This is a genomic window from Anaeromyxobacter sp. K, assembly GCF_000020805.1.
GTDB classification, from domain to species: Bacteria; Myxococcota; Myxococcia; order Myxococcales; family Anaeromyxobacteraceae; genus Anaeromyxobacter; species Anaeromyxobacter dehalogenans.
In genome coordinates, this window is the sequence record NC_011145.1 from 2,278,998 (window position 1) to 2,299,798 (window position 20,801).

The 20,801-nt window shown below is 74.5% G+C and carries 15 protein-coding genes; 12 read left to right on the plus strand and 3 right to left on the minus strand.

The genetic code is table 11. From position 1 onward, the window contains the following. Positions 1–98 precede the first annotated feature (98 nt). Entirely contained in the window at positions 99–1,172 is a 1,074-nt protein-coding gene (locus tag ANAEK_RS10185; RefSeq protein ID WP_012526060.1) for an HD domain-containing phosphohydrolase, read from the minus strand. Positions 1,173–1,329: 157 nt separating this feature from the next. On the opposite strand from ANAEK_RS10185, the gene lipA reads away from it, so the two are divergent. The 8 genes from lipA to lipB all read left to right on the plus strand — a co-directional run bounded on the left by lipA (position 1,330) and on the right by lipB (position 10,343). Continuing rightward, positions 1,330–2,310, plus strand: a complete 981-nt coding sequence (gene lipA / locus ANAEK_RS10190; RefSeq protein ID WP_012526061.1) for a lipoyl synthase — start codon at positions 1,330–1,332, stop codon at positions 2,308–2,310. 14 nt (positions 2,311–2,324) lie between these two features. Continuing rightward, positions 2,325–3,518: a thiamine pyrophosphate-dependent dehydrogenase E1 component subunit alpha gene (locus ANAEK_RS10195; protein WP_012526062.1), complete on the plus strand. Its 1,194-nt coding sequence runs from the start codon at positions 2,325–2,327 to the stop codon at positions 3,516–3,518. A 13-nt stretch (positions 3,519–3,531) separates the two neighbouring features. Further along, the gene (locus tag ANAEK_RS10200) at positions 3,532–4,506 is read left to right on the plus strand and encodes an alpha-ketoacid dehydrogenase subunit beta (RefSeq protein ID WP_012526063.1); all 975 of its coding nucleotides are present in this window, start codon (positions 3,532–3,534) and stop codon (positions 4,504–4,506) included. 13 nt (positions 4,507–4,519) lie between these two features. Further along, a complete protein-coding gene (locus tag ANAEK_RS10205) occupies positions 4,520–5,842 on the plus strand; it encodes a dihydrolipoamide acetyltransferase family protein (protein WP_012526064.1) in 1,323 nt (440 codons plus the stop codon). Beyond that, positions 5,839–6,615: a TatD family hydrolase gene (locus ANAEK_RS10210; protein WP_012526065.1), complete on the plus strand. Its 777-nt coding sequence runs from the start codon at positions 5,839–5,841 to the stop codon at positions 6,613–6,615. The genes ANAEK_RS10205 and ANAEK_RS10210 overlap by 4 nt, the downstream gene beginning before the upstream one ends. Positions 6,616–6,648: 33 nt before the next feature. Beyond that, positions 6,649–7,503, plus strand: a complete 855-nt coding sequence (locus ANAEK_RS10215; RefSeq protein WP_012526066.1) for a ThiF family adenylyltransferase — start codon at positions 6,649–6,651, stop codon at positions 7,501–7,503. Between the two features lie 224 nt (positions 7,504–7,727). Next, positions 7,728–9,182: a dihydrolipoyl dehydrogenase gene (gene lpdA, locus ANAEK_RS10220; protein WP_012526067.1), complete on the plus strand. Its 1,455-nt coding sequence runs from the start codon at positions 7,728–7,730 to the stop codon at positions 9,180–9,182. Positions 9,183–9,245: 63 nt separating this feature from the next. Beyond that, positions 9,246–10,343: a lipoyl(octanoyl) transferase LipB gene (gene lipB, locus ANAEK_RS10225; RefSeq protein WP_012526068.1), complete on the plus strand. Its 1,098-nt coding sequence runs from the start codon at positions 9,246–9,248 to the stop codon at positions 10,341–10,343. On the opposite strand, the gene ANAEK_RS10230 is transcribed toward lipB, so the two are convergent. Further along, entirely contained in the window at positions 10,327–11,682 is a 1,356-nt protein-coding gene (locus tag ANAEK_RS10230) for a serine/threonine-protein kinase (RefSeq protein ID WP_012526069.1), read from the minus strand. The genes lipB and ANAEK_RS10230 overlap by 17 nt on opposite strands. A 27-nt stretch (positions 11,683–11,709) precedes the next feature. Here ANAEK_RS10230 and ANAEK_RS10235 point away from each other — a divergent pair, with 27 nt between their 5' ends. Further along, positions 11,710–13,332 carry an OPT/YSL family transporter gene (locus ANAEK_RS10235; RefSeq protein ID WP_012526070.1) on the plus strand — a complete coding sequence of 541 codons (1,623 nt, stop codon included), beginning with the start codon at positions 11,710–11,712 and terminating at the stop codon, positions 13,330–13,332. A 19-nt stretch (positions 13,333–13,351) separates the two neighbouring features. On the opposite strand, the gene ANAEK_RS10240 is transcribed toward ANAEK_RS10235, so the two are convergent. Beyond that, a complete protein-coding gene (locus tag ANAEK_RS10240; protein WP_232288443.1) occupies positions 13,352–17,227 on the minus strand; it encodes a serine/threonine-protein kinase PknK in 3,876 nt (1,291 codons plus the stop codon). 259 nt (positions 17,228–17,486) lie between these two features. Here ANAEK_RS10240 and ANAEK_RS10245 point away from each other — a divergent pair, with 259 nt between their 5' ends. From ANAEK_RS10245 to ANAEK_RS10255, 3 genes are all read left to right on the plus strand, one after another. Then, complete coding sequence (locus tag ANAEK_RS10245) at positions 17,487–18,800, plus strand: hypothetical protein (protein WP_012526072.1); 1,314 nt, start codon at positions 17,487–17,489, stop codon at positions 18,798–18,800. A 14-nt stretch (positions 18,801–18,814) separates the two neighbouring features. After that, entirely contained in the window at positions 18,815–19,180 is a 366-nt protein-coding gene (locus tag ANAEK_RS10250) for an FHA domain-containing protein (protein WP_012526073.1), read from the plus strand. A gap of 216 nt (positions 19,181–19,396) precedes the next feature. Then, on the plus strand, positions 19,397–20,794 hold the full coding sequence (locus ANAEK_RS10255) for an aspartate kinase (RefSeq protein ID WP_012526074.1): 1,398 nt from the start codon (positions 19,397–19,399) through the stop codon (positions 20,792–20,794). Positions 20,795–20,801 lie beyond the last annotated feature (7 nt).

Consider the following 20,801-nt stretch of genomic DNA (forward strand, 5'->3'; position numbering starts at 1 on the left):
GGCAGTCGAAGGGTCGCCGCTCGACAGGCTCGGGGCGAGCGGAGCCCGGAGATCCGCCCGGGGCGAGCCCGTCGAGCCCCGAGCGGCCCGGCCCGGGATCAGATGGGCCGCTCGTCCGAGGGCCGCGACAGCTCCAGCAGCTCGTCCTCGCCGAGCGACAGGAACGCGTCGGCGGCGCGCGGGTCGAACTGCGTCCCCGCGCAGCGCAGGATCTCCTTGCGCGCGTTCTCGGTGGAGGTGCGCTTGCGGTAGGGCCGGTCGCTGGTCATCGCGTCGAAGCAGTCGGCGATCGCGAAGATGCGCGCCGAGAGCGGGATGGCGTCGCCGGAGAGGCCGCGCGGGTAGCCGCCGCCGTCGAAGCGCTCCTGGTGGCAGAGCACCATCTCGGCGGGCACCTGCAGGAAGTCGACGCTCTTCAGGATGTTGAAGCCGATCTGCGGGTGCTTCCGCATCTCGGTCCACTCCTCCGGCGTCAGCTTCCCCGGCTTCAGCAGGATCGCGTCGGGCACGCCGATCTTGCCGATGTCGTGCAGCAGCGCGCCGCGGCCCACGTCCGGGAGCGCGGTCTCGGCGAGCCCCACCCGGCGCGCGATGGCGAGCGTGTAGCGCACCACCCGCTGCGAGTGGTCGCTGGTCTCGTGCTCGCGCGCGTCGAGCGCCGCCACCAGCGTCCACAGCGTCTGCGAGTAGGTGCTCTCGAGGTCGTGGAGGGTGCGGGAGAGCTCGGCGGTCTTCTCCTTGACCCGGTTCTCGAGGCTCCGGCGGTACCGTCCGCGCGCCAGCTCCAGGCGCCGACGGCCGAGCGCCCGCTCGATCGCCCGGATGAGCTCGGTGACCTTGGGCGGCTTCAGCAGGTAGTCCGCCGCGCCGTTGCGCAGGCACTCGACCGCCGCCTCGGTGTCGCCGTAGGCGGTCAGCATGATGACCGCGGTGTCGGGCGAGGCCTCGCGCATCTGCTCGAGCAGCCAGAACCCGTCGCGCGCCGGCATCCGCACGTCGCTGATGACGAGCGGGTAGTCGGTCTTGCGCGCCTCGTCGAGCGCCGCCTCGGCGCTCGCCACGGTGGTGCAGACGTAGCCTTCTTCCCGCAGGAGCACCGTGATGACGTCCCGGACCGCGGCGTCGTCGTCCACGATGAGGATCCGGGTGGCTTCGGGGGCGATCTCCGTCATTGGTAACCGGGGCGGACTGGGCGAACCCAAGAGGGGAGAAGCGCGCGGAGTATAGCATGCAGGTACGCTCCCCAATGTGTAGGGTAGCAGAGGGCGGGCGGGCAAAGGAGCGGCGCGTCTTGACCCGGCTCGAACCCATCGCTACATCGGCGGCGCAATGAGCGTACCCCGCAGCAGCCTGCCGGTCCTCGGCACCGAGGCGCCCACCTCGCGGCGCGACATCGCGACCGCGATGCGCGAGCGCGGCATCCCCATGGACGCCAAGAAGCCGAGCTGGCTCCGGGTGAACGTGCCGGGGGGCGAGCGGTACCAGAAGGTCCGGGAGACGCTGAAGGGCCTCCAGCTCCACACCGTCTGCGCCGAGGCGCACTGCCCGAACGTGGCGGAGTGCTGGGGCGGCGGCACCGCGACCGTCATGCTGATGGGCGACGTGTGCACCCGCGGCTGCCGCTTCTGCAACGTGAAGACGGCCGCCCACCCGCCCGCGCTCGATCCCGACGAGCCGCGCCACCTGGCCGAGGCCATCGCCGAGCTGGCGCTCGACTACATCGTGGTGACCAGCGTGGACCGCGACGACCTGCCCGACGGCGGCGCCGCGCACTTCGCCGACGCGATCCGGCGGTTGAAGGAGATCCCCGGGCTGCTGGTCGAGGTGCTCACGCCGGACTTCCGCGGCGACCCGGAGGCCGTGCGCACGGTCGGCCGCGCCGCGCCGGACGTCTTCGCGAACAACCTCGAGACCGTGCGCCGGCTCACGCCCGCGGTCCGCGACGCGAAGGCCACCTACGACCAGACGCTCGGCGTCCTCGCGCAGATGAAGCGCGAGTTCCCGCAGGTGGTCACCAAGTCGTCGATCATGGTCGGCCTGGGCGAGCAGGAGGCCGAGGTGGTCGAGGCGATGCGGGACCTCCGCGCGCACGGCGTCGAGATCCTCACGCTCGGCCAGTACCTGCGGCCGAGCGCGTGGCACCTGCCGGTGGTGGAGTACGTGTCACCCGAGCGCTTCGCGGCGTACCGGGACCAGGGGCTCGCCCTCGGGTTCCGGTACGTGGCGAGCGGCCCGCTGGTCCGGTCGTCGTACCGCGCCGCGGAGCTGTTCCTGCGCGGCGAGATCGAGTCGAGGACGAAGCCCCGCTGACAACAGGAGCGAGCATGCGCCGAGAGCACGTGGTGGGTCCGCCGACGAGGCATCACCCGCGCGAGGCACGGGACTACGAGCCCGGCCGGTTCCTGAAGGAGTTCCCGCTCCACACGGTCATCCGTGAGGACGGCTCCGCAGATCCGGACGAGGTGGTCCTGCCGGACGCGGAGGCGCTGCGGCTGTACCGGTGGATGGTGCTGAACCGCGCGCTCGACGAGCGGATGATCACGCTCCAGCGCCAGGGGAGGATCGGCTTCTACATCGGGTCGATCGGCGAGGAGGCCACCGTGCTCGGCACGGCGGCGGCGATGGACGAGCGCGACTGGATCTACCCGTGCTACCGCGAGCACGGGGCCGCGCTGCTGCGCGGGATGCCGCTCGTCACGTTCGTCTGCGACCTGTTCGGCAACGGCGGCGACGCCATGAAGGGCCGGCAGATGCCCTGCCACGAGGCGTGGCGGCCGGGTCGCTTCACCTCGATCAGCTCGCCCATCGCCACCCAGGTCTCGCAGGCCATGGGCGGCGCCTGGGCGGCGAAGCTGAAGGGCGAGGAGATGGTCGCCATCACCTACTTCGGCGAGGGCGCCACCAGCGCGCACGACTTCCACACCGGCCTGAACTTCGCGGCGGTGCGGAAGATCCCGGTGGTGTTCGTGTGCCGCAACAACGGCTGGGCCATCAGCGTGCCGCGCGAGCGGCAGACCGCCTCCGAGACCATCGCGCAGAAGGCGATCGCGTACGGCATGCGCGGCGAGCGCGTCGACGGGAACGACCTGCTCGCGGTGTACGCCGCCACCCGCCGGGCCCGGGCGCGCGCCGCCGCCGGCGAGGGCCCGACGCTGCTCGAGTGCGTGACCTACCGCATCGAGGGGCACTCGACCTCCGACGACCCGCGCGCGTACCGGCCGGCCGAGCTGGTCGAGCCCTGGAAGCGCAAGGATCCGATCCTGCGCATGCGCCGCTACCTCTCGCGGCGCGGCGCGCTCGACGAGGCGCAGGACGCCGCGCTCCGCGACGAGCTGCGCGAGCAGATCCAGGCGGCGCTGAAGGAGGCCGAGGCGTTCCCGGCCAAGCCGGCCATCGAGACGCTGTTCGCCGACGTGTACGAGGAGCCGCTCTGGCAGCAGCGCGAGCAGCTCGCCGAGATCGAGGCGGCGGTCGCCGCGGACCCGCGCGCGGCGAACCCGCGCCACTCCGACGCGTGATACAGGGGGCCGCATGCCCACCATGAACATCATCCAGGCGGTCAACGACGCGCTCCGGATCGAGATGCGCAAGGATCCGGACGTGGTGGTGCTGGGCGAGGACGTCGGCAAGTTCGGCGGCGTGTTCCGCGCCACGCAGGGGCTCTACGACGAGTTCGGCGCCGACCGCGTCATCGACACCCCGCTCGCCGAGGGCGGCATCATCGGCACCGCGGTGGGCATGGCGCTCTATGGCCTGAAGCCGGTGCCGGAGATCCAGTTCGCCGACTTCATCTTCCCGGCGTTCGACCAGATCGTGAACGAGGTGGCGAAGTACCGCTACCGCTCCGGCGGCCAGTACGCCTGCCCCATGGTGATCCGCACGCCGTACGGCGGCGGCATCAAGGGCGGCCACTACCACTCGCAGTCGCCCGAGGCGATGTTCATCCACACCGCCGGCCTGAAGGTGGTCGTCCCGTCCAACCCCTACGACGCCAAGGGGCTCCTCATCAGCGCCATCCGCGACCCGGACCCGGTGCTGTTCTTCGAGCCGAAGCGCGTCTACCGCGCCGCCAAGGGCGACGTGCCCGAGGGCGAGTACGCCGAGCCGCTCGGCAAGGCCAGGATCACGCGCGCCGGCAACCAGGTGACGGTGATGGCCTGGGGCTCGATGTGGCACGAGGTGGACCAGGCCGCGCGCGAGGCGGCGGCCGAGGGGTTCGACTGCGAGGTCATCGACCTCCGCTCGCTCCAGCCGCTCGACCTCGAGACCATCGTGGCGTCGGTGTCGAAGACCGGGCGCGCCATCGTGGTGCACGAGGCGCCGCGCACCTGCGGGTTCGGCGCGGAGATCGCCGCGCTGGTCCAGGAGCGCTGCTTCCTGCACCTCGAGGCGCCGGTGGCGCGCGTCACCGGCTTCGACACGCCGTTCCCGTACACGCTCGAGAACGAGTACCTGCCGCGCGCGCCGCGCATCCTGAAGGCCATCCGCGAGGTGGTCGCGTACTGAGGGGGAGTCGTCCATGGCCTACAAGCTCGAGCTCCCCGACATCGGCGAGGGGGTCGTCGAGGCGGAGGTCCAGCAGTGGTTCGTCGCCCCGGGCGACGCGATCACCGAGGACCAGCCGCTCGTCGAGGTGATGACCGACAAGGCGACGGTGGTGATCCCGTCGCCGAAGCGCGGCACGGTCGTGAAGCTGTTCTGGAACGTGGGAGACGTGGCCAAGGTGCACTCGCCGCTGGTCGAGATCGAGCTCGACGACGCGCCGCCGCGCCCGGCGCCCGAGGCGCCGGTGCGCGCCGCCACCGCGGCGGCGACGGCGCAGGCGGCCGCGGCGGCGTCGGTGGCGGTCGGCCGCCCCGCCCACCCGGAGGAGGCCACGCCGGCGGCCGCACCCGCCGCCCCCGCGCCCGCGGGCGCGAAGGCGCTCGCCACCCCCGCCGTGCGCGCCATGGCGCGGGAGCTGGGGATCGACGTGAACACGGTGCCGGGCACCGGCCCGGGCGGCCGCGTCACCAAGGACGACCTGTCGCGCGCCCGCGGCAAGGTGAACGGGCACGGCGGCGAGACGGAGGTGCCGGCCCCGGCGCCCGCCGCGGCCCGCGCCCCGGTGCCGGCGCCGTCGCCGGCCGGCCCGCCGGAGGCGGACGAGCGCATCCCGCTGCGCGGCATGCGGCGGAAGATCGCCGAGAACATGGCGCGCTCGAAGCGGACCGCCGCCCACTTCACGTTCGTGGAGCAGGCGGACGTCACCGAGCTGGTCCGGGTGAAGGACCGGATCGCCGCCGCCGCGAAGGAGGAGGGCGTCCGCGTGACGTTCCTGCCGTTCGTGGTGAAGGCGGTCGTCGCGGCGCTGCGCAAGTTCCCGAAGCTGAACGCGTCGCTCGACGACGAGCGCGGCGAGATCGTGGTGAAGCACCGGTACGACCTGGGCGTCGCCTCGGCCACCGACGCGGGCCTGGTGGTCCCGGTGATCCGCGCGGCCGATCGCCGCTCGCTCCTCGATCTCGCCCGGGAGATCGAGCGGCTCTCGCAGGACACCAAGGCCGGGCGCATCCGCCCCGAGGACCTGGGCAGCTCCACGTTCACCATCACCAGCCTGGGCGCGCTGGGCGGGCTGTTCGCCACCCCGGTGCTGAACCACCCCGAGGTCGGCATCCTGGGCATCCACCGCATCCGGCCCACGCCGGTGGTGCGCGACGGGCAGATCGTCGCCCGCGACGTGATGCACGTCTCGCTCACGAGCGACCACCGCGTGGTGGACGGGCACGAGGCGGCCGCGTTCACCTACCAGGTGATCAAGTACCTCGAGGATCCCAACCTGCTGTTCATGCAGATGGTGTGATCGACTCGCACTGCCACCTCGACGCGCGCGCGTTCGACGCGGACCGGGCCGAGGCGCTGGCCCGGGCGCGCGCCGCGGGGGTCACCGACGTGATCGTGCCGGCGGTGGGGCCGGAGGCCTGGGCGCCGCTGGCGGCGTGGGCCGCCGCGACGCCGGGCGTCCACCACGGCCTCGGCGTCCACCCGCAGCTCCTGCCGGAGCTCGATCCCGGCGGCGACGACCGCCGGCTCGCCGACCTCGAGGCCGCGCTCTCGCGCGGTGGCGCGGTGGCGGTCGGGGAGTGCGGGCTCGACGCGCCGAGCGTCGAGGCGGGCGCGCCCATGGACCGCCAGGTGGCGGTGCTGCGCGGCCACCTGGCGCTGGCGCGCCGCTTCCGGCTGCCGGTGATCCTGCACTGCCTGCGCGCGCACGAGCCGCTCCTGGCGCTGCTCGCCGAGGCGCCGCTCCCCGCGGGCGGCGTGCTGCACAGCTTCTCCGGCAGCGCCGACCAGGTCCGCGCCTACCTGCCCTCGGGCCTGCACTTCTCCTTCGCCGGCCCGCTCACCTACGAGCGCGCCCGGAAGCCGCTCGACGCCGCGCGGGCGGTCCCGCGGGACCGGCTGCTCGTCGAGACCGACGCGCCCGACCAGACCCCGCGCCCCCACCGCGGCCGCAACGAGCCCGCCTACCTCCCCGGCATCCTGGCCGCGCTGGCGGGCGCGCTCGGCACCGGCGCGGCGGAGGCGGACGCGCTCACCACCGCGAACGCCCGCGCGCTGTTCCGGCTGGCTTGAGCGGCGCGCGCGGCCGCGCTACACCGGGCCCGCATGGCCGGCGACCGCCCCGTCTCCCCCCGCCTCGATCGCACCGCCCGGCTGCTCGGGCTCGAGGCCATGGACCGGCTGGCGCGCGCACACGTGGTGGTGCTGGGGATCGGGGGGGTCGGGACGGTCGCGGCCGAGGCGCTCTGCCGCGCCGGGGTGGGGCACCTCACGCTGGTGGACGGCGAGCGCGTCGAGGAGACGAACGCGAACCGCCAGCTCCACGCGCTCGACGGCGCGTTCGGCGCGCCCAAGGCGGAGGCGCTGGCGGAGCGGCTCCGGCGCGTGATGTCGGGGGTGCGGGTGGACGCGGTGGTCGGGCGCTACGACGAGGGGAGCGCGGAGCGCCTCGTGCCGGAGGGCGTGTCGTTCGTGGTGGACGCGATGGACACGGTCGTCGCGAAGCTGCACGTCATCGCGCGCTGCCTGGAGCACCGCATCCCCATCGTCACCTCGCTCGGCGCGGCGCGGCGGCTCGACCCCACCGCGATCCAGGTGACGGACCTCTGCGAGACGCACACCGACCAGCTCGCCAAGGACGTGCGCAAGTACCTGCGCCGCCGCTTCGGGATCTCCGCCACCGCGCCCACCGGCGTCACCGCGGTCTGGTCGGTGGAGGCGCCGCGGCCGACGCTGGCGCTGCCCGGCGACGAGGACGGCATCCCCGGCACGCGCCCGCGGCTGCCCGGCGAGCGGCGCCGCGAGCCGAAGTGCTACGGGAGCGCCATGTTCGTCACCGGCGCGTTCGGCCTCGCCGCGGCCGCGGCGGTGGTGCACGCGCTCGGCGGCGTGGCGCCGGTCGCGCCGCGCACGCTGTCCGAGGCGGAGGCGAAGCGCCGGCGCAAGCCGCGCGCCCGGTGACGCGACGCTCGGACGCGGGCCGCGCGGCCGCGCGCACCGGGCGGCCGGTGCCCGGACGGCCGGCCGGCGAGGACGCGGGTCGCGGCCGCCCACGCGCGCCGCGGCGCGGTGCCCTGTCCGGGAACGCGTTTTGCGTTTACCCGGCCCCATCCCGCCGTTAGAGTCCGCGCGTGCGCGGGGACACCCGCGCTTCGCTCTTCCAGGTCCTTCATCGAGGGAACGCCATGCCCACCCAGACCTACGACGCCATCGTGATCGGCGCCGGCACCGGCGGCTACCCGGCCGCCATCCGCCTCGCCCAGCTCGGCAAGACGGTCGCGCTCGTCGAGAAGGACGCCACCCTGGGCGGCGTCTGCCTGAACTGGGGGTGCATCCCGTCGAAGGCGCTCATCGCGGCCGCGAACCTGGTGGACGAGATGCGCGGCGCCGCCGATCGCGGGATCATCGCCGAGCCGCCGCGCGTCGACGTGGCGAAGCTGCGCGAGTTCAAGGACGGCGTGGTGAAGAAGCTCACCGGCGGCGTGGCGCTGCTCGAGAAGGGCAACGGCGTCGAGGTGGTGCGCGGGACCGCCACCGTGGTCGCGCCGAACGCGGTCGAGGTGGCCGGCAAGGACGGGCAGAAGACGCGGCTCGAGGCCGGCGCGATCCTGGTCGCCACCGGCGCGCGGCCCATCGAGATCCCGGGGTTCGCGTTCGACGGGAAGGACGTCTGGAGCGCGCGGGAGGCGGTGGATCTCCCGGAGGTGCCGAAGCGCCTGGTCTGCATCGGCGGCGGCATCATCGGCATGGAGCTCGGGACCGTCTACGCGAAGCTCGGCGCGCAGGTGACCTTCGTCGAGGCGCTGCCGCAGGTGCTCACCGGCGTCGATCCCGACGCGGTGCGCCTGGTGCAGAAGGGGCTCCGCCAGCGCGGCGTGGCCGTGCACGTGAACGCGAAGGCGAAGGGGTACGAGCGCCGCGGCAAGGAGCTGGTCGTCAAGATCGAGATCGAGGGCAAGGAGCAGGAGCTCCCCTGCGACAAGATCCTGGTCGCGGTCGGCTTCAAGCCGAGCTCGGCCGGCTTCGGCCTCGAGCAGGTCGGCGTGAAGATCGGGCCGAAGGGCTTCATCGAGGTCGATCAGCAGTACCGCACCAGCGTGCCGACCATCTTCGCCGCCGGCGACGTGACCGGCCCGCCGCTGCTCGCGCACAAGGCGTCGAAGGAGGGCGAGATCGCCGCCGAGGTCATCGCGGGCCACAAGACCGTGCGCGACTGGGTGGGGATGCCCACCGCCATCTTCACCGACCCCGAGGTCGCCGCGGTGGGCCTGTCGGAGGAGGAGGCGCGCAAGCAGGGGTACGATCCGATCGTCGGCAAGTTCGCGTTCGGCGCGCTGGGCCGCGCCATCGCGATCCACCACACCGAGGGCTTCGTGAAGGTGGTGGGCGATCGCAAGACGAAGCTCCTGCTCGGCGCGAGCATCTGCGGGCCCGAGGCCGGCGACCTCATCGCCGAGGCCGCGCTGGCGCTGGAGATGGGCGCGTACCTGGAGGACGTGGCGCTCACCATCCACGCCCACCCGACGCTCCCCGAGGCGCTCAACGAGGCCTGCCGCGCCGCGCTCGGCGAGGCCATCCACATGCTGAACCGCCCGGAGCGCCCGAAGAAGGGCGAGGCCGCCGCGGGCGCTCGGGCCTGACGCGCGCTCCGCCGGGCACCGGCGCCGCTGCCCGGCGGCGCGCGGTCCGGCGGGGAGGGATCGATGCCGCGCGTCCTGCGCACCTACCGCCTCGGCCGCGTCGAGTACGAGGACGGGCTCGCGCTCATGCGGCTCGCCGCCGACGCGGTCCGCGCCGGCACGCCCGCCGCGACCGACTTCCTGTTCCTGCTCGAGCACCCGCCGGTGCTGACGCTCGGCCGCAGCGCCGGGCGCGAGCACATCGTGGCCGCGCCGGCCTGGCTCGAGAAGCAGGGCTTCGAGATCCACGAGACCGACCGCGGCGGGGACGTCACCTACCACGGGCCCGGCCAGATCGTCGGCTACCCGGTGCTCGACCTGAACGGCCGCAAGGACGTGCGGCGGTACGTGGGGGCGCTGGAGGAGGCGATGATCCGCACCTGCGCCGACTTCGGCGTGGAGGCGGGCCGCCACCCCGAGCACCGGGGCTGCTGGGTGGGGCGCCGGAAGATCGGCGCGATCGGCGTGCACCTCTCGCGCTGGATCACCTCGCACGGCTTCGCGTTCAACGCCCGCACCGACCTCGCGCACTTCCAGGTGATCGTCCCGTGCGGCATCGCGGATCCGCGCCTCGGCGTGACCAGCCTCGAGGCCGAGCTGGCGGCGCGGGGCCGGGCCACGCCGGAGCAGGCCGAGATCGAGAACCGGCTGGCCGCGCACCTCGCGGACGTCCTGGAGCTGGCCCGCGCCGACGCCGGGCCCGACCTGCGCACCATCTCGGTGGTCCCGGTGCGGCCGGACGGGCGCGTGCTGCTGCTCCGGCGGAGCGTGGAGCGCGGCGGCTTCTGGCAGCAGGTGACCGGGCGGATCGAGCCGGGCGAGGCGCCGGAGCAGGCCGCGCGGCGGGAGCTGCGCGAGGAGACCGGCGCCGATCTCCCGGTGGTGTCCCTCGGCTACCGGCACGCGTTCGGGCTCGACCCCAGCGTCAACCGCGTCCGGCCGGGCGCGCTCGTGGTGGTCGAGGAGGTGGCGTTCGCGGCCCGCGTGCCCGACGGGTTCGAGCCGCGCCTCTCCGGCGAGCACACCGAGCACGCCTGGGCCACGGGGGAGGAGGCGGCCGCGCAGCTGCGCTTCCCCGGGCTGCGGCGGGCGGTGCGCCTCGCGCTCAGCGCCCGGCGCTGAGCCCCTCGAGCGCCTGCGCCGTCGCGACGAAGCCCCCGGGCGCGTCGCGCACCCACTCCGCGATGCGGAACACCGCCCCGCCGGCGCGCCGCTCGCCCGGGCCGAGGCGGATCTCGCCCGCGTGCAGGCACACCTCGACCCGGCACAGCGCCCCGGCCGCGCGGGCCAGCGACTCGCTCAGCCCGGCCCCGAGCTCGGCGGCCTCGGCGCGCGCGGCGCGCGCCGACTCGGGCACCGGCGGCAGCACGCGCGTGGCGAGCAGCGTCCCGCTCGCGCGCACGTCGATCTCCCACCCGGCCGCGGACAGCCGGCCCGCGGCGGCGTCCTCCAGCTCGAGCAGCGCCAGCACCTCCGCGGGCTCGAGCCCGCCCGCCGGCGCGAGCGACACGTGCAGGACGGCGGCCCGCGCCGCGTGCTCCTCCGCCTGCCCGGCGAGGCCCGCCGCCGCCCGCAGCGCCTCGAGGAACGCCGGCGCCGAGCCGAAGCGCTCGTCGGGGCGCTTCGCCAGCGCGCGCTCCACCACCGCGTCCACCGCGGTCGGCACCGGCGCGAGCCGTCCGGGCCGCGGGGGCGGCGCGCTGAGGTGCAGCCGCTCGAGCTCGAACTGGTCCTCCGACCAGAACGGCAGCTCGCCGGTGAGGAGCTGGTACAGCAGGACGCCGAGCGCGTAGACGTCGGCGCGCGCGTCGATCGCCTCGCCGCGGATCAGCTCCGGCGCCATGGCGTGCGCCGAGCCGAGCCGCTCGCCCGTGACGGTGATGCTCGGATCGTCCGGACCGGCGGCGTGGGCCACCCCGAAGTCGAGCAGCTTCACCCGGGGCGGATCGCCGCTCTCCACGAACACGTTCGACGCCTTGACGTCGCGGTGGACCACGCCCGCCTGGTGCGCGGCGTCGAGCGCGGTGCACACCGGCGCGAGCAGCTCCACCGCCTCCGGCAGCGACAGGCGCCCGCGGGCGAACACCAGCTCGAGGAGGCTCCGCCCCTCCAGCAGCTCCATGGCCACGAACGGCCGGCCGTCGGCGAGCGACCCCAGCTCGAGGATCTCCACGACGTTCGGGTGGCGGAGCCGGGAGAGGATGCGCGCCTCGCGCACGAAGCGGCTCGCCATCTCCGGGGAGGCGGCGTAGACGTGCGACAGGACCTTCACCGCCGCGCGGCGCCCGGTGGCGCGGTGCGCCGCGAGGTAGACGACGCCGTGACCGCCGGCCGCGAGCGAGCGGACCAGCTGCCAGTCGCCGGCGAACGCGCCGGCGGCGAGCGTCTCCGGCGCCGGGGCGCGGCCTCCGACCGGGGGGGTGGCACCGGGGAGGGGAAGGGTGGCCTTTTCCTCGGGCATCCTCGATCCCCGGTTTAGCATGGGCGCGTGAGCCTCACTCCCCGCGCCGTGCTGGCCGGCTCCGTCTTCGGCCTGCTCCTCGCGGCGGGCAACGTCTACATGGGGCTCCGGACGGGGTTCTGGGAGATCGGCATCGTCACCGCGACGGTGCTCGCCGCGGCCGTGTACCCGCTGCTGGGCCGGCGCCTCGACGCGACGGACGCGACGATCACGCAGTCGATCGCGACCGGCACCGGCGCCGCGCCCGCCGTCGCCGGGCTCCTCGGCGCGGTCCCCGCGCTGGAGCTCATGGGCGCCGCCCCGCCCGCCTGGACGGTCGTCGCGTTCGGCATCGGGGCCGGCGTGCTCGGGCTCCTGCTGGCGCACGGCCTGCGCCGGCGGCTGCTCGAGGAGGAGGCGCTCCCGTTCCCGAGCGGGATCGCGGCCGCCGAGGTGCTCCGCACGCACGCCGGCTCCGGCGCGCGCGCGCTCACCGTGAGCGGCGTGCTCGCCGCCGCGCTCACGGCGCTGCGCGACGGGCCGGGGCTGGTCCCCGCGATGCTCCTGACGGGCGGGCGGGCGGGCGCCCTGGGGCTCGGCGTGGCGCTCTCGCCCATGCTGGCCGGGGCGGGGGCGCTGGTGGGGGTCGCGAACGCGAGCGCGCTCGCGGCCGGCTCGGCGCTCGCCTTCTTCGTCATCACGCCCATCCTCGTCCGGACCGGCGCCATCGCCGACGTGACCTTCGTCTCGTCGGCTGCGTGGCTGCTCTGGCCCGGGGTGGGGCTGGTGCTCGGCGGCTCGGTCGCGTCGCTGGCCGCGGACCTCCGGGCGTTCGGCGCCGGGGTCGCCGACCTCGGCGCGCTGCTCCGCGGCGCGAGCCGCTCCAGGGTCGCGCTCGCCTTCACGGTCGGGGCGGCGATCCTGATGGTCGGCGCCGCCCACGTCGGCTTCGGCCTGCACCTCGGGGTGGCGGCGCTCGTCGCGGTGCCCTCGCTGCTCGGCGCGGTCGCCTGCGCCCGGGTGGCGGGGCGGACCGACGTCGCGCCCATCGGCGAGGTGGGGCAGGTGCTGCAGGGCGGCGCGGGCGCGCTCGGCACCGGGGCCCTGGCCGCCACCGCTGCCGGGGCGCTGCCCTCCTCAGTGGGGGGCCAGGCGGCGATCTCGCTCTGGTCCTTGCGAGCGGGGGCCCGCCTGGGCGTGCCCCCCGCGCTCCAGCTCCGCGCACAGTTCCTCGGCATCGTGCTCGGCATCGCGGCGGCCGTCCCGCTGTACCGCGCGTTCGTGCACGCGCACGCGCTCGGCTCGGTGGAGCTCCCGGCGCCGACGGCCCTGCGCTGGCGCGCGCTCGCGGAGGCGGTGGGCGGGGGCGGGCACCTGCCGCACGGCGCGCTGCTGCTGCTGGTCGCGGGGACGCTCGTGGGGGCGCTGCTCGAGCTGGCGAGTCGCGGCCGCCTGCGCGGGAAGGTCCCGACCCCGGGCGCGCTCGGGCTCGGGTTCCTGGTGCCGGCGCACTACGTCGGGACGATGCTGCTGGGCGCGCTGCTCGGCGCATGGCAGGCCCGGCGCGGCCGGGGCACGGTGGTGGAGCCGGTCGCGGCCGGCGCGATCGTGGGCGAGTCGCTCGTGGCGCTGATCGCCGCCGCGGTCGCGAGCGGTGCCGGGCCGCGCTGACGCGCCGTGCTCGCGGCGGTCAGGCGGGGCGGTCGCCGGGCGGCGCCGCCGGCGCACGGGCGCGGGCGAGCGACGCCTCCAGGCGGCGCCGCATCACGTTGGGGATCCCGTCCGCCAGCCGGAGCGCCTCCTCGAGCACGGCGAGCGCCTCCGCTCCCCGCCCGTCGCGCAGCGCGGCGAGGCCGCGCAGCTCCAGCACCTCGAGCGCCTCCTGGTCGATGGAGGTGCCGCGCGATCTGGCGCTCAGCGCGTCCCACTCCGCCGCGCCGGCCCGGCGGGCGGTGAGATCCACCATGGCCGCGAGCACCTCGTCGGAGGGCGCGAGGACCGCGCCGGCGCTGGAGCGCGCCTCCACCTCCCGCACCTCCGCCAGCCAGCCGCGCGCGCCCTCGGCGTCGCCTCCCCAGGCCAGCAGGCGGGCCATCAGCAGCCGGGCGAGCGGCTTGCCCGCGATCTCCGGGTGACGCCGCTCCAGCTCCACCGCGCGGTGCACGTGAGGCAGCGCCCGGTCGGGCGCGCCGGCCTGGTACAGCAGCTCGCCCATGTTGAACTGCCCGACGTACTCGATCCCGATCATCCCGAGATCGCGGCCGATGCGCAGGAACGCGGCCTCGTCCTCGAGCGCACGCTCCAGGTCGCCGCGGGCGATCCAGACGTTGCGCCGGTTGTTCAGCGCGGACGCGAGGTGGAGCGCGTCCCCGCGATCGCTCGCGAGCGCCAGCGCGCGCCCGAACGTCCGCTCGGCGTCGGCGGTCCGGCCGAGGCTGGGCAACACTGCGCCGCCCATCACCAGCGCGACCATCAGCGTCTCGTAGCCCTCGTCGCCGAGCGGCTCGGCGAGCGTGGCGGAGGCCTCCACGGCCGCGGCGCCCTCCCGGACCCGCGCGCGCCGCAGGAGCGCGCGGCCCCGCGCCAGCGTGAGGCGCACCGCCACGAGCGGGCCCGGGCTCTGCCCGGCGATCCGCTCGGCCTGGGCGAGCCGCTCGGCCGAGGCCGCCCAGTCGTTCATCCAGTCCAGCGCGGTCGCCTCGTCGAGCAGGCACTCCACCTCGCCGACCGGATCCCCCACGGTGCGCGCCACCGCGGCGGCGGCGCCCAGATCGACGATGGCGTCCCGGTACCGGCCGAGCCGGTAGCGCACCAGCCCACGCCCGCGCAGGGCCACGAAGCGCCCGCGATCGTCCTCCGCCGTGAGCTGGGTCAGCACGCGGGTGTAGTGGGTCTCCGCCTCCAGGTACGCGTGGCGCCCGCGCAGGCCCTCGGCGATCCGGAGCCAGAGCGAGGCCGCCTCCGGGCGCAGCCCGCACGCCTCGGCGTGCACCGCGAGGCGCGGCAGCCGCTCGCCGTCGGGCATGGTGGTGACGAGCAGGTAGTAGCGGAACGCGGCGCGGTGCACCGCCCGGCGCTCGTCGTCGGAGGCGGACGCGGCCACCGCGTCGCGGAGCAGCGGGTGCCGGAACGCGACCCGGTCTCCGCGCTCGACGAGCACCCGCAGCTCGAGCAGGCGGCGGGTCGCGACCTCGGGGTCGAGGCTCATGGAGCGCCCCAGGCCGTCGCGGTCCAGCTCGGTCACGACGCCCGCGACCTCGCTGCGCGAGACCTCGTCCGCGAGCAGCGCCACCAGCCGCGCGTGCGCCGCCAGCGCCTCGGGCAGGAGCGCCATCTCCTGCCGCGCCAGCCAGTCCACCAGCGGCAGGTCGGGCACGCGCTCCAGCTCGTCGGTCGCCACGTACCAGTTGCCTTGCGGTCCCTGCTGACGCACCAGCCCCTGCGCGCGGAGCCCGCGCACCAGCTCGACGAGCAGCACCGGGATCCCGCGCGATCGCTCCACCAGCCGGGCCACGGCGCGCGCCGGGACGTTCTCGGCCGGGAGCAGCAGCCGCCGGCACAGCTCGCCGGACTCGTCCGGCCCGAGCGGCCCGAGCACGATCCGGTGCTGCTGCGCGGCGCGCTCGCCCAGGCCCGGCCGCGCGATGCCGAGCGCCGGGCGTGCCAGCGCGCACACGAACAGCGGCACCTCCGCCTCGGCCAGCGCGGCGAACTCCAGCGCGTCGAGCGCCGCGGCGTCGGCGAAGTGCGCGTCGTCGACGAGCACGCAGACCGGACGGGCGCGCGCCCTGGCCCGGAGCGCCTCTCCCGCGGCGCGCATGGCCGCGGTCCGCAGCGCGCCGGGGGCCGCGCGCCACTGCCGGAGCACCGGCTCGTCCGCGTCGATCCAGCCGAGCGCGAGCGCGACCGGCGCCCAGGACTCCCGGCCGGCATCCGGCAGCAGGTTCGCGAGCGCGGCGCGCCCGCGATCGGCCGGCGGCGGCGCCCCGGGGGGCAGGCGCAGGGCCCAGGCGAGCAGCGCGCGCAGCGTCTCGTCCTGGCCGACCATGCCGTCTCGCGCGCGGACCTCGAAGACCTCCGGCGTGCCGGGGAGCGCGCGCAGCCGTGCCGCCAGCTCGGCGCCGAGGGCGGTCTTGCCCATGCCGGCCTCGCCGGTGACCGAGACCACCCCCGGAGCGTGCCCGGTGAGCGCGGCCGCGGCGGCAGCGACCAGCCGTTCCAGCACCGCGGCGCGGCCCACCAGCATGGGCAGCGGGGCGTCCACGTCGTCGTCGTCCAGCAGTCGGAGCAGCCCGTCCGGCCGCGGCGCCACGCGCGCGGACGGGACCGCGGCCGCGGCGCGCGCGGTCAGGAAGATCTGGGCGCCCTCCGCCGCACCGCCGTGCAGCGGGGGCCAGGGCTCCGGAGGCAGGTAGTAGCGGGGCCCGGTGGCGAGATCGACCAGCGACACGCTGGCGAGGTCCACGACGGCGCGCGTCGCCACGGCGTCGCGCACCAGCGCCGTCGCGCCGTCGAGCGCCAGGCGCACCGCGTTCTCCCGCGCGCCGGGCTCGAACACCACCGCGGCGGAGCGCGTGTCGAACTGCGCCAGCCGGCCTCCGGCGGCCTGGGCCACGCGCTGCAGCCGGAGCACGTCGGAGTCGAAGCCGACCCGGAGCAGGCCGACGTTGCGGCGCCGCACCCCGGTCGGCTGCGGCGCGTCCGCCGGCGGGCGCACCTCGGCCGTGATCGCGAACGCCGCCTGCAGGGCGGCCCGGAGCGCCGCTCCGTCGGCGTAGCGTCGCTCCGGGAGCTTCGCCAGGCAGCGGAGGATCACCTCCTCGAGCCCGGCAGGCACCGCGGCACGCTCCGATGGCCGCGGCGGTCGCTGGGCGAGGTGCGCCTGGCGCAGCTCGCCGGGAGCGCCCTCGAACGGCGGCGAGCCCGTGGCCAGCTCGAACAGGATGGCGCCGGCGGCGTAGACGTCGGCGCGCACGTCGAGCGCGTCGCCGCGGACCTGCTCCGGCGACATGTAGGCCGCCGTCCCGGCGGAGGCGCCCGGCGGCGCGTCCGCCGGAGCCTGCGCCGCGGGGCCCTCTGCGAGCCCGAAGTCCACGAAGCGGGCCGCGCCCGACCGGACGAACACGTGGCGGGGCTTGAGGTCGAGGTGGCGCCACCCGCGGCCGTGCAGCAGCGCGAGCGCCTCGGCGAGCGCGAGCGCGACCCGGCGCAGCTCGTCCGCCGGCAGCGGGCCGCGGAGCGCGTCCAGCCGGTCTCCGAGCGAGGGGCCCGGCAGCAGCTCCAGCGCGAGCCAGGCGCGGCCGTCGTCCAGCACCCCGCTGCCGAGGAGCGCAGGGGCCAGCGCCGGCCCGACCGCGCGGACCGCGTCGGCCTCCCGGAAGAGCTGGTCGCGCGCGCGCGGCGTCGAGCCCTGCGCGATCTTGACCGCGGCGGCGACCCCGTCGCGCGCCCGCCGGGCGGACAGCGTCTCGCCGAACCCGCCACGCCCGATCACGCCCTCGATGTCGAACCCCGGGATCGGGGGAAGGGCCGGTGGAGGCGGTCCGGACGCATTCACGGAGCGCATCATACGACGCGCTCACGGGTGGGTCGCGCGAAACCCGTGAACGGGTGCGCGATATCCGCTTGGAGTAAAGCCACGTGATCCTTAGGGACGCAGATCTGCCCCTTTCACGTACAGTATACCCCCTACGAGTGTCACATGATCAAGGGATATCGTACCCGTTTGAAGGGACAAAAAGTGGTGCGGATCCGTGCCCAAAGGTGCGCGAGGGGGAGTGGCGGTGGGGACCCCTGCGTGGACAGGCGACGGAGGAGGAAAGCTCATGCACGTCTACATCCGCTCGCTCCTGATCGCAGCTCTTCTCACCGTCGCCGCGCACGCCCGCGCAACCACCAGCGAGAACGGCCTGGTCGGGAACGGCATCAACACCAACGGGATCAACACGAACGGTCTCGTCGGCAACGGCATCAATACGAACGGCATCAACACCAACGGGATCAACACCAACGGGATCAACACGAACGGGATCAACACGAACGGTCTCGTCGGCAACGGCATCAACACGAACGGCATCAACACGAACGGCATCAACACGAACGGCATCAACACGAACGGCATCAACACGAACGGCATCAACACGAACGGCATCAACACGAACGGCATCAACACGAACGGCATCAACACGAACGGCATCAACACGAACGGCATCAACACGAACGGGATCAACACGAACGGCATCAACACGAACGGCATCAACACGAACGGCATCAACACGAACGGCATCAACACGAACGGCATCAACACGAACGGCATCAACACGAACGGCATCAACACGAACGGCATCAACACGAACGGCATCAACACGAACGGCATCAACACGAACGGCATCAACACGAACGGCATCAACACCAACGGCATCAACACCAACGGCATCAACACCAACGGCTTCCGTCCGCTCGACAACGGCCTCGCCTTCGGCGCGGGCACGTCGGGGATCGCGGCCGCGGGCCTGACCGGCTCCGCGATGGCCGCCCCGGCGTTCGCCGCCTGGTTCGACCGCGACGCCGCGTACTCGGACATGGTCATGAAGTACGTGGCGCAGTGCGCGCTGCCGGCCGGCGCCGCGCTGTCCTACGCGCACGCCGGCAAGTCCTACGCGTGGTCGGGCGTGTTCGGCCTGGCGCCGCGGTGGTCCGCGGGCGCCGCCATCCCCGCCGCCGAGCAGGAGCTCGTGAGCGCCTGCGTCGCGGCGCACACCAACGCGTTCGGCAAGCACGTCCAGATCTCCGTCCGCGGCTACGACCCCAGCGGCGCCGCCATCCCCGTCACCGCCGAGGAGACCGCCGGCTGGCGGTTCAGCGAGGCGACGTACTTCGGCAACCTCTTCGACGGCTCCGGCGTGTACGTGGCGCTCTCGGCCGAGTCGCTCGATCCGCGGGTGTCCACGCCCCGCGGCTGCGCCGCCGAGCACGGCGTCCCGGGCTCCTGCGGCCCGATGGTCCAGGCCGGGCTGGCCGCGGACCGCTGCACGGCGGGCGCGGACGGCGTCACGCACGCCTCCTGCTCGGTGAACGGGCGCGCGTTCCGGCCCGTGCAGGTCTTCCTGAACGCGGCCGACGTGTCCATCTCGGAGTAGCCGAGGAGGTCCCCATGCTCGCCACCTTCGAACCCGCAGGAACCACCCCCGCGCCGTCGCTGGTCTGCAGCTTCGCCAGCCACCTCGACGCGTTCGGGCGCGTGCTGCGGCTGACGGACGGCCTGACCATCGGCCGCGCCGAGCAGGCCGACCTGCCCGTGGACGACCGCGGCGCGTCGCGGCTGCACGCGCGCATCGCCCGCCGGCCGGACGGCGCCTGGATGGTCACCGATCTCGGGTCGACCAACGGCACGTTCGTGAACGGCGTGCGGGTCCGGTCCGCCGTCCTCCGGGACGGCGACGAGATCCGCGTCGGCGCGGTGACCGCGTTCCGGTTCTCGGCGCGCGGCGACCTCCGCCGGACCGTGCTCGCCGCCTAGGCTGCCACGCGCCACCCCGGCGCCCGACGCCCGGATCCTCGACGCCCGAGGGTCCGGGCGCCGTCGTCTCGGGCCCGCCGAGGCGTCCTCCGGCCCAGGGTGCGCCCGTCCGGATCCCGGGCGGGTGGCATGTGGCGCACGTTTGGGTATCATCGCGGACCGACCATCCCAGGCCACGAGTCCCGCACCGCCACCCAGTCCCCCGGAACCCTTCGCATGATCAGCGTCGAGAAGATCGGCGGCACCTCGATGTCCCGCTTCGACGAGGTGCTGCGCAACATCATGCTGCGCGACCCGAGCCGCGTGTACGGCCGGGTCTACGTCGTCTCCGCGTACGCGGGCGTCACCAACCAGCTCCTCGAGCACAAGAAGACCGGCGAGCCCGGCGTCTACGCGCGCTTCGCGAACGGCGGCGACTACACCAGCGCCATCGAGGCGCTCACCGGCAAGCTGAAGGCCATCAACGCCGGCCTCGCGCCGCTCGGGCTCGACCTGGCCCGCGCCGACGGGTTCATCGAGAAGCGCATGAAGGAGCTGCGCGCGCTGCTCGACTCCATGCGCCACGTGCTCGCGAGCGGCTACGTGCGCCGCGACAGCGTGCTGCTCGCCGCGCGCGAGATGCTCGCGGCGGTGGGCGAGGCGCACAGCGCGTTCAACAGCGTGGAGCTCCTCCGGGCGAAGGGCGTCGAGGCCTCCCTGATGGACCTCTCCGGCTTCGACGATGACGACCCGCTCACCATCGACGAGCGCATCCACAAGTGCTTCACCGGCGTGGACGTGACCCGCCAGGTGGTGGTGGTCACCGGGTACACGAAGGGCGTCGAGGGGATCATGCGGGAGTTCGACCGCGGGTACTCCGAGGTCACCTTCAGCAAGGTCGCCGTCGAGCTGAAGGCCGACGAGGCGGTCATCCACAAGGAGTACCACCTGTCCTCGGCCGACCCGGAGCTGGTCGGGGCGCAGAACACGGTGGTGGTCGGGATGACCAACTACGACGTGGCCGACCAGCTCGCCGACGTCGGGATGGAGGCGATCCACCCGAAGGCCGCGAAGCCGATGGAGCTCGCCGGCATCGCCATCCGCCTGAAGAACACGTTCGAGCCGGAGCACCCCGGCACGCTCATCACCAAGGACTACGTGGGCAGCCAGGCCCGCATCGAGGTGATCGCCGGCTCACCGAAGGTGAGCGCGGTGGAGATCCACGATCCGTCGATGGTCGGGACGGTGGGCTTCGATCTCGGGGTGATGGAGATCTTCCAGCGCCACGGGATCTCGTACATCCTGAAGGCCACCAACGCGAACTCGATCACGCACGTGGTCTGGGAGAAGTCGATCTCCTCGGCGTTCCTGGAGGAGCTCGAGAACCAGTACCAGAAGGTGACGGTGGTCCCGTCAGCCATCGTCTGCGTCATCGGGAGCAACATCGCCTTCCCGGGGGTGCTGGCCCGCGCCACCCAGGCGCTCGCCGAGAACGGCATCAACGTGAACGCGTTCTCGCAGTCGCTCCGGCAGACCAACATGCAGTTCGTGATCGACCGCAAGGACTACAAGCAGGCGGTGATCGCGCTCAACCGGGCGCTCTGCCTGAACCCGCCGACGCAGGCGGTGGCGTAGGGAGGCT

What these genes read in the sequence shown, in the direction of transcription:
- ANAEK_RS10205 (WP_012526064.1), top strand. Translation starts at nt 4,520, where the DNA reads ATGGCCTACAAGCTCGAGCTCCCCGACATCGGCGAGGGGGTCGTCGAG.
- ANAEK_RS10200 (WP_012526063.1), top strand. Translation starts at nt 3,532, where the DNA reads ATGCCCACCATGAACATCATCCAGGCGGTCAACGACGCGCTCCGGATC.
- lipB (WP_012526068.1), top strand. Translation starts at nt 9,246, where the DNA reads ATGCCGCGCGTCCTGCGCACCTACCGCCTCGGCCGCGTCGAGTACGAG.
- lpdA (WP_012526067.1), top strand. Translation starts at nt 7,728, where the DNA reads ATGCCCACCCAGACCTACGACGCCATCGTGATCGGCGCCGGCACCGGC.
- ANAEK_RS10250 (WP_012526073.1), top strand. Translation starts at nt 18,815, where the DNA reads ATGCTCGCCACCTTCGAACCCGCAGGAACCACCCCCGCGCCGTCGCTG.
- ANAEK_RS10215 (WP_012526066.1), top strand. Translation starts at nt 6,649, where the DNA reads ATGGCCGGCGACCGCCCCGTCTCCCCCCGCCTCGATCGCACCGCCCGG.
- ANAEK_RS10195 (WP_012526062.1), top strand. Translation starts at nt 2,325, where the DNA reads ATGCGCCGAGAGCACGTGGTGGGTCCGCCGACGAGGCATCACCCGCGC.
- ANAEK_RS10255 (WP_012526074.1), top strand. Translation starts at nt 19,397, where the DNA reads ATGATCAGCGTCGAGAAGATCGGCGGCACCTCGATGTCCCGCTTCGAC.
- ANAEK_RS10185 (WP_012526060.1), bottom strand. Translation starts at nt 1,172, where the DNA reads ATGACGGAGATCGCCCCCGAAGCCACCCGGATCCTCATCGTGGACGAC.
- lipA (WP_012526061.1), top strand. Translation starts at nt 1,330, where the DNA reads ATGAGCGTACCCCGCAGCAGCCTGCCGGTCCTCGGCACCGAGGCGCCC.
- ANAEK_RS10240 (WP_232288443.1), bottom strand. Translation starts at nt 17,227, where the DNA reads ATGCGCTCCGTGAATGCGTCCGGACCGCCTCCACCGGCCCTTCCCCCG.
- ANAEK_RS10245 (WP_012526072.1), top strand. Translation starts at nt 17,487, where the DNA reads ATGCACGTCTACATCCGCTCGCTCCTGATCGCAGCTCTTCTCACCGTC.
- ANAEK_RS10230 (WP_012526069.1), bottom strand. Translation starts at nt 11,682, where the DNA reads ATGCCCGAGGAAAAGGCCACCCTTCCCCTCCCCGGTGCCACCCCCCCG.